The organism is Desulfosporosinus orientis DSM 765 (assembly GCF_000235605.1).
Lineage (GTDB): Bacteria > Bacillota > Desulfitobacteriia > Desulfitobacteriales > Desulfitobacteriaceae > Desulfosporosinus > Desulfosporosinus orientis.
Window position 1 is genome coordinate 1,505,745 of the sequence record NC_016584.1, and the last position, 14,222, is coordinate 1,519,966.

General features: G+C 42.7%; 13 protein-coding genes and 1 riboswitch. Of the genes, 9 read left to right on the top strand and 4 right to left on the bottom strand.

The window, feature by feature from the left end:
• Position 1: 1 nt before the first annotated feature.
• Positions 2–607 (bottom strand): bifunctional adenosylcobinamide kinase/adenosylcobinamide-phosphate guanylyltransferase, encoded by a 606-nt coding sequence (gene cobU, locus DESOR_RS07050; RefSeq protein ID WP_014183919.1) that lies wholly within the window; start codon positions 605–607, stop codon positions 2–4.
• 49 nt (positions 608–656) lie between these two features.
• Positions 657–1,739 carry a nicotinate-nucleotide--dimethylbenzimidazole phosphoribosyltransferase gene (gene cobT, locus DESOR_RS07055; RefSeq protein WP_014183920.1) on the bottom strand — a complete coding sequence of 361 codons (1,083 nt, stop codon included), beginning with the start codon at positions 1,737–1,739 and terminating at the stop codon, positions 657–659.
• A gap of 113 nt (positions 1,740–1,852) precedes the next feature.
• Positions 1,853–2,031: riboswitch (cobalamin riboswitch) on the bottom strand.
• 144 nt (positions 2,032–2,175) lie between these two features.
• Between cobT and DESOR_RS07060 the strand changes: the two genes are divergently transcribed.
• The 4 genes from DESOR_RS07060 to DESOR_RS07075 all read left to right on the top strand — a co-directional run bounded on the left by DESOR_RS07060 (position 2,176) and on the right by DESOR_RS07075 (position 6,716).
• Positions 2,176–3,285, top strand: a complete 1,110-nt coding sequence (locus DESOR_RS07060) for a ParM/StbA family protein (protein WP_014183921.1) — start codon at positions 2,176–2,178, stop codon at positions 3,283–3,285.
• Between the two features lie 44 nt (positions 3,286–3,329).
• The gene (locus DESOR_RS07065; RefSeq protein ID WP_148265235.1) at positions 3,330–3,734 is read left to right on the top strand and encodes a hypothetical protein; all 405 of its coding nucleotides are present in this window, start codon (positions 3,330–3,332) and stop codon (positions 3,732–3,734) included.
• A gap of 220 nt (positions 3,735–3,954) precedes the next feature.
• A complete protein-coding gene (locus tag DESOR_RS07070) occupies positions 3,955–5,259 on the top strand; it encodes a hemolysin family protein (RefSeq protein ID WP_014183923.1) in 1,305 nt (434 codons plus the stop codon).
• 143 nt (positions 5,260–5,402) lie between these two features.
• On the top strand, positions 5,403–6,716 hold the full coding sequence (locus tag DESOR_RS07075; protein ID WP_014183924.1) for a hemolysin family protein: 1,314 nt from the start codon (positions 5,403–5,405) through the stop codon (positions 6,714–6,716).
• A 72-nt stretch (positions 6,717–6,788) separates the two neighbouring features.
• Here the strand turns inward: DESOR_RS07075 and asnB are convergent, their stop codons facing one another.
• Positions 6,789–8,675 carry an asparagine synthase (glutamine-hydrolyzing) gene (gene asnB / locus DESOR_RS07080; protein ID WP_014183925.1) on the bottom strand — a complete coding sequence of 629 codons (1,887 nt, stop codon included), beginning with the start codon at positions 8,673–8,675 and terminating at the stop codon, positions 6,789–6,791.
• A 131-nt stretch (positions 8,676–8,806) separates the two neighbouring features.
• On the opposite strand from asnB, the gene DESOR_RS30910 reads away from it, so the two are divergent.
• Positions 8,807–8,935: a DUF3006 family protein gene (locus DESOR_RS30910; RefSeq protein WP_427854238.1), complete on the top strand. Its 129-nt coding sequence runs from the start codon at positions 8,807–8,809 to the stop codon at positions 8,933–8,935.
• 139 nt (positions 8,936–9,074) lie between these two features.
• Here DESOR_RS30910 and DESOR_RS07085 read toward each other — a convergent pair whose 3' ends face one another.
• Positions 9,075–9,455: a metal-dependent transcriptional regulator gene (locus DESOR_RS07085; RefSeq protein ID WP_014183926.1), complete on the bottom strand. Its 381-nt coding sequence runs from the start codon at positions 9,453–9,455 to the stop codon at positions 9,075–9,077.
• 461 nt (positions 9,456–9,916) lie between these two features.
• Between DESOR_RS07085 and DESOR_RS07090 the strand changes: the two genes are divergently transcribed.
• The 4 genes from DESOR_RS07090 to DESOR_RS07100 all read left to right on the top strand — a co-directional run bounded on the left by DESOR_RS07090 (position 9,917) and on the right by DESOR_RS07100 (position 14,221).
• Complete coding sequence (locus tag DESOR_RS07090; protein WP_014183927.1) at positions 9,917–10,132, top strand: FeoA family protein; 216 nt, start codon at positions 9,917–9,919, stop codon at positions 10,130–10,132.
• 159 nt (positions 10,133–10,291) lie between these two features.
• The gene (gene feoB, locus DESOR_RS07095; protein ID WP_014183928.1) at positions 10,292–12,304 is read left to right on the top strand and encodes a ferrous iron transport protein B; all 2,013 of its coding nucleotides are present in this window, start codon (positions 10,292–10,294) and stop codon (positions 12,302–12,304) included.
• Complete coding sequence (locus DESOR_RS27805; RefSeq protein WP_014183929.1) at positions 12,301–12,453, top strand: FeoB-associated Cys-rich membrane protein; 153 nt, start codon at positions 12,301–12,303, stop codon at positions 12,451–12,453. Before feoB ends, DESOR_RS27805 begins: the two co-directional genes overlap by 4 nt.
• A gap of 232 nt (positions 12,454–12,685) precedes the next feature.
• Positions 12,686–14,221 (top strand): Na+/H+ antiporter, encoded by a 1,536-nt coding sequence (locus DESOR_RS07100; protein ID WP_014183930.1) that lies wholly within the window; start codon positions 12,686–12,688, stop codon positions 14,219–14,221.
• Position 14,222: the final 1 nt, after the last annotated feature.

The following is a 14,222-nucleotide window of genomic DNA, read 5'->3' on the forward strand; positions in this document are numbered from 1 at the left end:
ATCACTCCTTAAGCAGAGAAGCTAATAACTTCTCACCGGAGGATTTTACATCGATGGGAAAACCTGCAATTACCATATACACATTCTCTGCACAGCGGGCAAGGATCTGATTGCTCCGTCCGGCTAAATCCCGGTAGGCACGGGCCAAAGGGTTTTCCGGGACAATTCCTTGTCCCACTTCGTTGCTGACGAAAATAACCTTAGGTTTAATCTCTTGAGCAAGCCGAGCTACATCTTTAACGATGTCTAAAATCTTTGGCTCAATATGATTGTAAATTTGGGAGCCTTGTTCAGCTTCTTCGGCTTGATCAGCTTGTCCGGCTAACAGCATATTTGTAAGCCAGAGTGTTACACAGTCAAGGAGGATGACGACCTCCTCATCTTTTAGAAGGGTTAAGGTTTCTCGTATGTTCAAGGGTTCCTCGATGAGCCGCCATGAGGCAGGACGCTGTTCCTGGTGTTTTTTGACACGTATGGCCATTTCCTTGTCCCAGACCTGGGCAGTGGCAATGTAAATGACCGGACGCTTGTCCTTGGCGGCAAGACGTTCTGCAAAGGAGCTTTTGCCGCTTCGGGCACCACCGGTAATGAATGTGAATTCTGACATAACGTTCATCGACTCCCCTTGTTAAGTAATTATGGATTACAGCCTTTGGTTAACTTTTTTCGCTGACTCCGGCGTCAGCAAAGGTAGACATTTCGTTAAGAATATGGAGAGCAGCCTCCACTAAGTGGAAGGTTAAGGCAGCCCCTGTTCCTTCTCCCAGCCTCATATTTAAGTTGAGTACAGGTTCTAAACCTAAGCCGGCTAATGCTTTGCAGTGGCCAGGTTCTACGGAACCGTGAGATGGTATCATAAAAGCGGTGCTTTTGGGTGCAAGGTTGGCTGCAACCAGTGCCCCGGCTGTAGAAATAAAACCATCCACGACAATAGGAACTCGGCTGGCAGCCGCTTGGAGAATAGAACCGGCAATGGCTGCAATTTCTAAGCCTCCAACTTTGCAGAGTACATCAAGAGCATCTTCCGTATTCGGTTGATTAACATCAATAGCCTTTTGAATTGCTTGGCGTTTGTTAATTAATCCGGCATCGTCAATCCCGGTTCCCCTCCCAACCACATCTTCCAGGGGAGAATTTGTGAAAAGGGAAACGATAGCGGAGCTAGGTGTAGTATTGCCGATACCCAGGTCGCCGGTGGCAAAAAGATTATATCCTGCCTGGATTTTTTCTTGGGCAACTTCGGCACCGGCCAGCAGAGCCTGCAGTGCTTCTTGGCGGGACATAGCAGGACCTTTAGCCATATTTTTTGTTCCATTGGCTACTCGTTTTTGAATGATATTTCCTGTTGCTTCGATAGGAAAAGCAACCCCTACATCAGTACAAAAAACGTCGGCATTGGCTTGACGAGCTAAAACATTAATGGCAGCACCGTCATTCATAATATTATACACCATTTGAGGGGTAACTTCCTGGGGAAAAGCACTTACTCCTTCAGCAGCGATGCCGTGATCTCCTGCCATCAAGAGAACGGCTTTTTTCTTAATTTGGGGATTGGAGGTTCCTTGGATACCGCCAAGCTGTTTGGCAATTTGCTCTAATTGTCCAAGGCTGCCCTGAGGTTTTGTTAAGGAATCCAGGCGTTCTTGGACTTGGCCCATGGCCGCCTCATCAAGATCTGAAATGTTGCCGATAAGTTCTTGTAGTTGAGCAAAGAGTTTTTCTTCCGTTAAGTTTTCCATGCTTAATTCCTCCTCATATTTTTGTAACGTTATTTAATATAGAAAAGTCCCGACCACAAAAATAACGTGGTCGGGACTTTACCGTCATCACCGAGTGCTTTCCGGATTAAGGAAAGACATAAACATTTCAGGCAGGTCTCCTGGCTATCGAATCATTGCTAACTCGTCACCTTCCCAGTAGAAAACCACCAGTGGTTAAACGAAGCTCATCGAGTACAGTGGTGGGTCCGCGTCGGCCTTTAACCGAACTTCCCTATTCTCCCCGAAAGGCACCTAAAATGGTAAGTACTATTTTTCTTTTAGCATAGCATAACTTTTTTTGAATCTCAAGCCTAATTTAAGAAACACATTTTTACAAGCGTGTTCGCTTCGTATATAATGGTAGGTATTAGCAAGAAATTTAGCGAATTTTCTAGGGTGAATAGGAGGAACAAGTGTGTTTGAAAACGATATCCTCGTTGCAGGAGCCGATCCGGGATTTGGAGCGATAAAACTGGACACAGGGGATACCAAAGTATTATTTCCTGCTGTGATTTGTAAGGGAAATGAACGAATTTTTTCAACATTAGGCAACACCCTTATCAATAAAGGATCTGACTTGCAAACACAGATAGCATCCTTAGATGTTATTGTCAAAAATAATTCTACAGGTGTTGAGAAGCATTACTTCATGGGAAGTTTGGCTGAGAGCCTCAATCCCAATGAAGCTCATTATTGTTGGGATGAGGACAAGTCTTCTGATGAAGAGGCAACAGCTTTGCTGGTCGTAGCGTTGGCATTAGCACAGCAAAGCCCTAAAACCAATGTTTATTTAGGTACGGGAGTACCTGTGAAATATTATGCCGCTCTGAAGGACAAGTATGAAGCAGAATTAAAGGGATCTTTCTCAGTGGAGTTTCTTTCAGGGCCTATGCAGGGGACAACTTGCCAGCTAAACATCCTCCGTTCTCGTGTACTTCCCCAAAGTTATGGCGTTTTTATTAAGGAAACTCTGAATGAGTACGGAATTCCCATGAATCCTAAGTTGTTCAGCGGCTATGTGACGGTTATCGATCCAGGCTTTAGAACGACAGATGTGGCTACCTTTTATGATGGGGTGATGCTTGATCCGCCCTATTCATTCAGCATAGAAAAAGGGTTAAAGTGGGCCTATATCGGAGTAGCGGAAAAACTAAAAGAATTAACCCTTAGTCATGCCAATCCTGTTGAAACGGATGATAAAGAACTGGACAAGATTTTCCGAGTCAACGAAGGGCAATATCCCTGGAATAATGGTACCATTAATCTTAATCCCATTATGAAGAGCATGCTCACTCAATTAGGGACGGATATTACCCGTGAAGTAAAAAAGGCTTTAAAACCTATGCTGAGCAAATTGCATACAGTTATCGTTGCAGGGAAAGTCGGAGAAATGGTTTATGAATATATTCAAATGGATAATAAAACGTTGATAGAGGACCCTCAGTTTGGTAATGCGACAGGATTTCGAATCATGGCTTCTACCCTCGTTAATAATATAACTAAGAAAGCGGACCCTTCAGTATGATTTCTCAGCCATTATTTATTCCCCTTTATTTTGATGAGGCCGACATGGATCTATGGAAAGCTTTACAAAGTGTTGATCCGGAGATGAGGAGTGCATTTATTAAGGAAACTTTGAAACAAGCATTACTGGGAGGGGATAGTCAGGAGCCCTTTAATCAGCTTCTCATATCAGAAGATATGACGGCGATGCCTCAAGGGGAGATTTATGATTCCGATGATGAAACTCAGATTGATGAAATAACATCGTCTGAGGCCGACCAGGCAGAAACCTATTCATTGGACGACTTATTTTCTCAAACATCCTCTTTGGAGCCAGAGGAGAATCCGGATATCAATATGGCTGCTCAAGAGGAAGTCAAGCCCTTGCCTGGTTTTGAATATCTAATGAAGCATATTATTGGAATGGAAGATGATGAAGACATTCTCAAAATTTTAAAAGGAAAAACTTAAAGTCCCAAGAAATAGAGAATATAATGTCACCTCATAAGTCTTACAAAGAGAATAACTTTGATATAAGTATTAAAGGTGATGTATAATAATTGTCTAGCATAAGTTCAAATATACAATAAATGACTTAGAATAGATAATGGACTAGGTTTCGGAAAATAAAAGGAGGAGAAAAATCATAGACGGTCTGCTCTGGAGTGGCACAAAGCTTATTGTTGCCTTCTTGTTAGTCGGATTAAACGGTATTTTCGTTGCTGCGGAATTTTCTATGGTTAAGGTACGTAAAACGCGTTTAGCTGAACTTGCTGAGAATGGCTCACGGAGAGCCAAAAATGCACTTGACGTCTCATCCCAACTTGATGCTTATCTTTCAGCTTGTCAGCTTGGTATTACGCTAGCCTCCCTAGGACTAGGCTGGCTTGGTGAGCCTGCGATTGCAACTTTGATAGAGCCCTTGTTTGAAGGAGTAGCTGGTTGGAATACGATCTACACTCATTCTATTGCAATAGGATTAGCCTTTATAACCATCACGTTTTTACACATTGTCCTGGGTGAGCTTGTTCCCAAATCTTTAGCAATTCAAAAAGCTGAAGGTATCGCTCTGGCCAGTGCCGGTTTTTTGAAATTTTTCTATTGGCTGTTGTATCCTATTATTTGGGCGCTCAATAGTATTGCTAATGTGGTTTTGAGAATTTGGGGCATTGAAGCGGCCAATGAGGCTGATTTGTCTCATAGTGAAGAAGAATTGCGCATGTTAGTTGAAGCCAGTCAAAAGCACGGCTATTTGGATAAATTAGAAGGAAAGCTGCTGGACAATGTCTTTGAATTTTCTGATCGCATTGCCAGCGAGGTCATGATTCCCCGGCAAGATATGGTCTGTGTCTTCATTCAGGATACCTTTGAAGAAATCCTTGAAGTTGTTAAAGAACATGGGCATTCCAGGTATTTATTGTGTGATGATGATAAGGATCACGTCCTAGGTTTGGTGCATATGAGAGATATTATTCGGCTGCAAGAACAGCCAGGCACCAAGGATATTGCTCAAATTAAGCGGGATATCCTTGCTGTTCCTGAGGGTATGCCGATTTCTCATCTTGTCCAGAGAATGAGAAGTCAGCGAACTCATATGGCCGTTGTTGTGGATGAATTTGGAGGATCAGCTGGGCTGGTTACCCTTGAGGATATGCTGGAAGAGCTGGTTGGGGAAATCTATGATGAGTTTGAGTTGGAGCAGCCGCCGATACAAAAACTTGGCGACAATGAATATGTGCTTAACGGCCGTGTATTAATGGAAGAAGTATCAGAAATGCTGGATATTCACCTAGAGGAAGAAACTGTCTCGACCATCGGAGGATATGTTTTTTCCAGATTGGGCCGCAAGCCTGTCAAGGGGGATGTTATATATTTTGACGGCTTCCATTTTGAAGTTATGGAGGTTATAGGGTTTAGAATTACTAAGGTTATGGTAAAGAAAAAGCAGCAAGATGCTAATGGTGAAGAAGTGACAGACATGCATGCCGTTGTATAAATTATATCTAAGAGGTCCGGTTCAATAAGGTGAATAATTGTATACTAATATAAGTACAATAACCCAAAGAGGACGGCCTCAAATGGCGTGGAATATTAAAAGGAGGATCAATTATCATAGACGGTGTGTTTTGGAGTGTCCTAATGCTCCTCATTGCATTCTTGTTGGTTGGATTAAACGGGGTATTCGTTGCTGCAGAGTTTTCTTTGGTTAAAGTGCGCAAAACACGTTTGGCTGAACTTGCTGAGAATGGCTCGGGAAGAGCAAAAACGGCTTTGGATGTCACATCTCATTTGGATGCCTACCTTTCTGCCTGTCAGCTGGGGATTACTCTGGCTTCACTGGGCTTAGGGTGGCTGGGAGAGCCTGCAGTTGCTGCTCTGATTGAACCTCTTTTTGCCGGGATTGCCGGGTGGAGCAGCATTTATACCCATACTATTTCAATTACTATCGCTTTTTCGCTGATCTCATTGTTACACATAGTATTGGGTGAGCTTGTTCCTAAATCCTTAGCCATTCAAAAGGCTGAGGGCATGGCCTTAGGGACATCTGGATTCTTGAAAATTTTTTACTGGATTTGTTATCCAATCATTTGGTCTCTTAACAGTTTAGCGAACCTTGTCTTGCGTATCTGGAGAATAGAACCGGCCAATGAGGCGGATCTGTCCCATAGTGAAGAAGAACTGCGCATGATTGTGGATGCCAGTCAGCGGCATGGCTATTTGGATAAATTAGAAGGTACACTGTTGGATAACGTATTCGAGTTTTCTGATCGCAATGCCAGCGAGGTTATGGTGCCTCGACAAGATATGGTGTGCATTTTTATTCAAGATACCTTTGAGGAAATTCTTGAAGTTATTAAAGAATTTGGGCATACACGCTATTTGTTGTGTGATGATGATAAAGACCATGTTTTGGGGTTAGTCCACATGAGGGATATTCTTCGGTTACAGGAAGAGACGGGGGAAAAAGATATTTCTCAGATTAAACGGGATGTTCTTGCCGTTCCTGAAGGAATGCCGATTTCTCATCTTGTCCAGAAAATGCGGAGCCAACATACTCACATGGCGGTTGTTGTTGATGAATTTGGAGGAACTGCCGGCTTGGTTACTATAGAAGATATGCTGGAAGAACTAGTCGGTGAAATTTACGATGAATTTGAGCTGGAACAACCCCCTGTTCAGAAAGTATCGGAGAACGAATATTTGCTCAATGGGCGGGTATTGATGGAAGAAGTCTCAGAAATGTTGAATATTCAGCTGGAAGAAGAAACTGTTTCGACTATTGGAGGTTATATTTTCTCCCGGTTGGGCCGCAAACCTGTCAAAGGGGATATCGTTATTTTTGAGGGTATTGAGTTTGAAGTAATGGAAGTGATAGGTTTCAGGATCACTAAAGTAAAAATCCTGAGAAAACCTGGTGAGGTGACGACGGACAAAAGCCCAACAAACCATTAATTAATGAGAATGGCCTGCAAACTTAAGTTTGCAGGCCATAAAATTCTTAAGACCCTTAAGAGCTGATGATTGTTACCGTACACACACCTTGTTTTCTAGCATCCAGAAATTAGCTTGAATCAAATAAGCAAATAACTGCGGAATATCCATTAATTGTCCAAACCAAGGGCGGCCGGAAGGGAAGGTATCAGAGAGTTTAATAAGATCATTGAGGGCAGGAAGATTTAGGAAGGTAAGAATTGGAGAGGTTTTGTCCGCAATGATTTCTTGCAGCCAGTTGCGAACCCTCATCAGGTAATCAGGGTGATGAGTTTTCGGATAGGGGCTTTTACGGCGCCAGAGTACGTCATCAGGTAAAACTCCGGTGAGTGCATGACGCAGGATCCCTTTTTCTCTGCCTTCCAAAGCTTTCATTTCCCAGGGAATGTTCCAGGCGTATTCCACCAGCCGGTGATCACAGAAGGGAACCCGGACTTCTAATCCTGTAGCCATAGTCATGCGATCTTTGCGGTCCAGAAGAGTAGGCATAAAACGAGTTAAGGTTAAGTAGGATATTTCCCGAATACGAGCTTCACGTTGGAGAGGGCCTTTTAAACTGCGGCTGTCCTGATGAACCGGAGCAGACCCGGGAAGATCCGAAATCTCGGCAAGAGCCTGTTCATAACGCATCTTTAAATATTCCTCAGGTTGGAGATACTCAATCAAGTCGGGGGACAGCACTTGCAAGCGATTGTCAACACGAAGTGCCCATGGGAAAGTTTGGGCTTCCAGGCTCTCTTGACGGTGAAACCAGGGATACCCTCCGAAGACTTCGTCGGCACATTCTCCGGAAAGGCCAACGGTGATTTTCTTCTTGATTTCCCGGGAAAAGAGAAGCAATGAGGCATCCACATCAGCCATCCCCGGAAGATCTCTGGCAATGGTTGAATCGGTTAGGGCTTGAACAAGTTCCGGTATATTAAAAGAACAGTTGGTATGCTTAGTACCAAAGGCTTGTGACATTCTTTCAATCCATGGTCCGTCCGCACCGGGCTGAAAGGCATTAGGCTTAAAATACTTATCATTATCTGCATAGTCTACAGAAAAGGTAGGTAAAGGACCTTTCTTTTCCTGGGCTAGAGAATTGGCAGCAACTGCTGTGATGGCACTGGAATCCAGGCCACCGGAAAGCAGTGTGCCGATGGGGACGTCTGAAACCAGCTGGCGCGTAACAGTATCGAGAAATAAATCGCGAATCTTAAGGGTCGTTGTGGTCAAATCATCTTCATGGACGTTATTCGGCAAAGCCCAATACCTGCGTATGTGCAGTCCGTTGGAGGAATACAAAAGGACGTGCCCGGGCTTTAATTCAGAGATGCCTTCAAAGACGCCCACTCCCGGACTGCGGGCAGGGCCGACTAAGAAGACCTCGGATAACCCTCCCTTGCCGATGACAGGTGAAATATCCGGATGTTCTAACAGAGCTTTGAGCTCTGAGGCGAAGACCAGGGAACCCGGCTGTTCACAGTAGAAAAGCGGCTTAACCCCCAGGCGATCCCGGGCCACAAACAACTGCTGTTCTTTACTGTCCCAGATGCCAAAGGCAAAAATCCCATTGAGACGTTCGACACAAGAGGGTCCCCATTCTAAGTAGGACAACAGCAGGGCCTCAGTGTCTGAGTGCCCTTCAAAGGAATAGCCGCGACTCATAAGTTCTTGGCGAATTTCGGAGGTATTATAGAGTTCGCCGTTGTAGATAAGGGTAAACGTATGTTCACCGCGGTAACGGGTCATGGGTTGGCGTCCTCCTTCAGGATCAACCACGACCAAGCGTCTATGTCCGAGAGCAGCTCGAGGGGAGAGCCAGTAACCTTCGGCATCGGGACCTCTGGGTATTAGGGTATTCGTCATACGGATTATGACTTCTTTTTGGAGTGTCAGATCACGCTCCCAATTTATCATTCCGACTATACCGCACATTTTAAGTCCTCCTTTGTATGATAACCATTATCATCAACACAACACAACACAACACAATACAATTTATGTCTTTGACGGATAAAGGGTTCCAGCTTCAAGAAATACAAGGATTGAAACCTTGATTTCATGGTATCACGTTTAATTTACCCCACATAATGCTTCCTGATGAAATTAAAGAAGGAGACGTTATAAATATTTTAATAAATATTGACTATCAAGGCACATCAGACAGGGCCAAGAAAATCAATAGCCTCAAGTAATGATGCTGCTGTAAATCAATATGAAGATAAGAAAACGTGTGAGTTTGTAAGGTCAGATATAATAAAGCCCCCTTTCCCATTTAAAGGAAAGGGGGCTTGCCGCCTATGGTGCTTAATATCATATGTGAGCTTTTTAATCTTAAGCTTTTCGATTCTTTATGATAAACTCCTGCATGGCCTGAATGGATTGGTTACTGATGACGTGCTCAATGGCGCATGCATCTTTGTCGGCTATAACCATGTCGACTTCTAGAATTTCTGTAAAAAATTGTTGAATGACTTGGTGCTTTTTAGATATAAACTTGGCAAACTCCTGTCCGGAAGAGGTAAGGAATATTTCTTTATATTTCTCATTGGTGATCAATCCCTTCTCGGAAAGGGTTGACATAGCACTGTTGGCGCTTGCCTTTGTTACCCCTAGCCGCTCAGCAATATCGGATATTCTTGCACCGGCTCCGTCGGATGATAGCTCATAGATAGCCTCTAAATAGTTTTCCATGGTAAATGTCAACTTTTCCATTGAGCATTCTCCTTTAACTTAAATACCATTACTTAAACCTGCTTTGTATTTTACAGTGTTTCATATTTCCATTTAAAAATCAACTGAAGTTTCTAAAGAGTTTGATCTTGGAGATTTAGAGCTTGCCAAGGGTGCGGGCCAAGATTTCACATTTTGTTATTGACTTTCATTATCAATAACGCTAAAATGAAAGCATAGATTCAGGAGATACCACCTTACTGGAAGAAGACTTCTTTAACAGTTCTATGATTAAACGGCAAAGGAGGAAAGAGTTTACAGAGAGCCGTTAAAAGATCTAATCCCGTGAGTTGTTTTTTTTATAAAAGTAAATGATAATGATTATCGAAATCGAGGATCTGCTATCGTTAATAAAGTTCGGGCGTAAACTTGAACGAGAAAATAATGAGAGTTAGAAGGGGTAACTTTTTAGGGGCCCGATCTAGCTTGTTAGGAGAAGTGAAATGATGTCATTAGCAAAAGGAAAGTTAAACATGCCTTATACTGTGAATTCTGTTAATACTGACCGTGAAGATATTCGTGAGTTTCTGTTCACCCTGGGTTGTTATCCTGGTGAAAAAGTAACGATTATTTCTAAATTAGCATCTAATTTTATTATTAATGTTAAGGATGCAAGGTACAGTATCGATGAGGATTTGGCCCAGGCTATTATGGTATAAATGATAGCCTGGCGGCAGGCTTTTGGTCTTTTATTTAGGCAAAAAGTTAGAGTAGCCTAATTTTTTGTGAAAGTTAGATTGCCCTAATTTTCTTTAAAAGTTAGAGAGGACTTAAGTTTTTAAAAAGTTAGATAAACCTAAGTTTAAAAGGAGGAAACCATGAAGATTGCTTTGGCGGGAAACCCTAATAGTGGAAAAACAACCTTGTTTAATGCTATTACGGGTAGAATCGAGCAGGTAGGTAACTGGGCCGGAGTTACGGTAGAGAAGAAGGAAGGGGACGTCAAACAGAACCTCAATCCCAGGAACGAAGATTTAATGGTTGTGGATTTGCCCGGCGCTTACTCTATGTCACCATACACAAGTGAAGAGTCAATAACTAAAGACTTTGTTCAAAACGAAAACCCGGATGTTATTATCAACATAGTCGATTCAACTAATTTAAGCAGAAGTTTGTTCTTTACTACACAATTATTAGAGCTGGGGATCCCCGTGGTTGTTGCACTCAATAAGAGTGATCTGACAGAGAAAAAAGGAAATACCATCAATGTCCCTGCTTTAAGTGATGCGCTGAAATGCCCGGTTGTTCAAACAATTTCTACTAAATCATCAAATAATGGTTTACCTGAACTCATAGAAGCGGTAATTGCTGCCGGCAAGTCAAACAAAAAACAAATAGCTCCCGATATTGGAGGGGCAAAAAGAGCTTCCACTAAGGAAGAATTCGAAAAAGCAGATAAGAAACGATATGCCTTTGTCAATAATATTGTAGTCGAAGTTGAAAGAAGAAAGGTAAGCTCGGATAAACAAACCATACAGGATAAGGTTGATAGGATAGTTGCTCACAAATGGTTAGGGATTCCAATATTTGCTGTTATTATCTGGTTGGTCTTTTCTATTTCTCAGACATGGGTTGGTCCATGGTTTGCGGATACTTTCGTTAGCTGGATAGACATGTTGAACGAATCGTTAGCTGCACTGCTGGGAGACAACTTGAATCCTGTGGTTGGAGCCTTGCTCCTTGATGGTGTCGTAGGCGGTGTCAGTGCAGTCGTAGGCTTTCTGCCGCTGATCATGGTGTTATTTTTCTGCTTGGCGTTATTGGAAGATTGCGGATACATGGCCCGTGTTGCCGTTGTTATGGACAGATTCTTTAAAAAGGTTGGTTTATCCGGCAGATCGATCATTCCGATGATTGTTGGCACGGGTTGTGGTATACCTGGAGTTATGGCAACGAGAACTATCAAAAATGAAAGACAAAGACGCACCACAGCCATGTTAACTACCTTTATGCCTTGTGGCGCAAAACTTCCCATTATTGCACTTTTTGCCGGAGTGTTCTTTAATGACAATAGCTGGATTGGAACTTCAATGTACTTTCTTGGAATTATCGTAATCATTACCGGAGCCTTAATCGTTCGAAGGATTACAGGAGACAACTCCAAGTCCTATTTCATTATGGAGCTGCCGGAATATAGATTTCCAAGTATTAAAAGAGCAACCATATCTATGTTAATGAGAGCAAAAGCATTTATCATTAAAGCCGGTACGATTATTTTGGTCTGCAATGCTGTCGTACAAATACTACAAACATTCGACTGGCATTTTCAAGTTGTTGCCGAGACAGCACCGGAGACAAGTATCTTGGCAAGCATTGCATCGCCTTTGGCAGTATTGTTTATACCTTTGGGTTTTGGTCTATGGCAGTTTGCCGCAGCAGCAGTAACAGGATTTATCGCTAAAGAAAACGTTGTGGGAACATTAGCTGTTTGCTTTGGCATTACTAACTTTATTGATGTTGATGAATTAACGCTTATTGGCGGCAGTACAGAAGTCAGTACAATTTTTGGAATTACAGCAGTAGCCGGTCTTGCCTACCTGGTGTTTAATCTCTTTACACCACCATGCTTTGCGGCCATAGGTGCTATGAACTCTGAAATGGAATCGCGGAAATGGTTTTGGGGCGCTATAGGTTTTCAAATGAGTCTAGGCTACGCCTTATCCTTCCTCGTCTATCAAATAGGAACCCTATTTACGACAGGTTCAGTAGGCAACGGATTTTTGGGGGGATTAATTGCTGTGGCGGTTATCATTGGAACTCTTGTTTACTTAATGAGAAGAGGCAGTAAAAGTTCAGAATTACCTGCCGGAATGGAGTCGGTGAAAATATGAGCAGTATAGATTTTCTGGTTCTTGCAGTAATAGCTGCAGTCGTTACACTTGCCATCGTAAAAATTGTCAGGGACAAAAAAAGAGGAGTAAAGTGTGCGGGATGCGGTGAATGCGGCAGTAATTGTTGTCATAAAACCCCCATAAATTAGCAGTAAACCTTCCCCAATAGATTATTGGGGAAGGTTTTTTTTACATTCAAGTGAAATTTCATAGATCTATCTTGCTTAATCACTAGATATTATTCTTAGAAAGTTGGAGGAAAATTGACGAATAATCCAGAATTAGTAAATCGAATACTTATAAGAAATGTCTGAGTAAATGCCTTCAAGATCTTTGGGGAATGCTAAGAGGTACGAAAGGACTGGATAGGAGGGATTCTTAGTGCATTCATTGTCATTCTTCTGGTTACTGCTGCTGACCTCCATCGTAGCTATGTTAGGAAGGTTTATTAAGATTCCCTATACAATTGCTTTAGTGCTTACTGGTTTAGTAGTGGGTTATTTTGGTTTATTGCCGGGAGTTTACTTAGAGCCGCATATATTATTTGCAATATTTTTACCGCCTTTGTTGTTTGAAGCGGGGATCAACATACACCTGCGTCCCTTGCGTCATCAATGGAAGATCATTGGAGTTTTAGCTGTCTTGGGGACAATTATTTCTACGGTTTTTGTTGGTTATGGCATGCATTTATTATTAGGGATGCCCATCTTAGTGGCATTGTTATTTGGAGCTGTGATTTCACCTACGGACCCGATTTCCGTTTTGGCTCTTTTTAAACGATTAGGGGTTAATGAACGGTTGTCAGTGATTGTTGAGGCAGAAAGCTTATTTAATGACGGTATTGCGGTGGTTTTATACGGCGTAGTCCAAGGTGTAGTTATAACAAGTACCATTTCTTTGACGAACAGCATCCTTTCATTTTTCATGACTGTTTGCGGCGGAGCAGCAATCGGTATCCTTGTCGGCTGGATAGCTTCACGGATTACCAGAGAGTTTGACGATCATCTCTTAGAAATTACCCTTACAACGGTTGTAGCCTATGGTTCTTACCTGGCTGCGGAAGGGGCTCATGTCTCCGGGGTTATCGCTGTAGTTGCGGCAAGTCTGGTGGTGGGTAATTATGGGTTGCCTAAAGGTATGACACCTGCTTCTCGTTTAGCGGTTTTATCGTTCTGGGAGTACGCAGCCTTTGCAGTAAATTCTGTAGTGTTTTTATTAGTAGGTCTAGAGATAACCCTTATGCCGGTGGTAGCCAGTATTGGCACAGTTGTCGCTGCTTTTGGAGTTGTCTTGGCAGGACGGCTAATCTCAGTGTATAGTTCATCCGCTGTATTATCGGTTTTTAAGCAACATATTCCCAGCAAGTGGCGGTATATATTAGTCTGGGGCGGCTTAAGAGGCGCTTTGTCAATGGCTATGGTATTGGGTATTAGCACTTCAATACCGGAAAGAAATTATTTAGTTTCACTGATATTTGGGGTTGTCTTGATCTCTTTGGTGGGGCAGGGATTAAGTATTGAAAAGCTGGTAACGAAATTGGGCTTGAGTGGGAAAAAGAGTAACTTAGCAGATTACCAGCTTTTACTGGGTGAAAATCTATCCCTGCGAAGGGCTGAGGAAGAATTAGAGCGGAATGTGAACCTAGGCGCGATTTCCCAATCCACGTTTAATAAAATCACTCAAAGAATAGGGATACGACAGCAGGAAATTGAACGGGAGATCACAAAACTTCATCAAGTGGACGATAGGATTGCAGCAGATGAAATGAAGAAAGCTGAGCGAATTGTATTGTTGGCCCAAAAAAACGCCTTTCAGAATGCTGCCCGCAATGAGGTTATTGAATGGAATGTTGCAGCTAATTTGATGAGCAGAGTGGAGGAAGAACGAAGCAGAGACAGCCAGGAAAATCATGGTTGAA

Bases quoted from the DNA above. Each gene is read 5' to 3' on its own strand.
- cobU (WP_014183919.1), bottom strand. From the start codon at position 607: ATGTCAGAATTCACATTCATTACCGGTGGTGCCCGAAGCGGCAAAAGC.
- cobT (WP_014183920.1), bottom strand. From the start codon at position 1,739: ATGGAAAACTTAACGGAAGAAAAACTCTTTGCTCAACTACAAGAACTT.
- DESOR_RS07065 (WP_148265235.1), top strand. From the start codon at position 3,330: ATGGATCTATGGAAAGCTTTACAAAGTGTTGATCCGGAGATGAGGAGT.
- DESOR_RS07075 (WP_014183924.1), top strand. From the start codon at position 5,403: ATGCTCCTCATTGCATTCTTGTTGGTTGGATTAAACGGGGTATTCGTT.
- asnB (WP_014183925.1), bottom strand. From the start codon at position 8,675: ATGTGCGGTATAGTCGGAATGATAAATTGGGAGCGTGATCTGACACTC.
- DESOR_RS07085 (WP_014183926.1), bottom strand. From the start codon at position 9,455: ATGGAAAAGTTGACATTTACCATGGAAAACTATTTAGAGGCTATCTAT.
- DESOR_RS07090 (WP_014183927.1), top strand. From the start codon at position 9,917: ATGATGTCATTAGCAAAAGGAAAGTTAAACATGCCTTATACTGTGAAT.
- feoB (WP_014183928.1), top strand. From the start codon at position 10,292: ATGAAGATTGCTTTGGCGGGAAACCCTAATAGTGGAAAAACAACCTTG.
- DESOR_RS27805 (WP_014183929.1), top strand. From the start codon at position 12,301: ATGAGCAGTATAGATTTTCTGGTTCTTGCAGTAATAGCTGCAGTCGTT.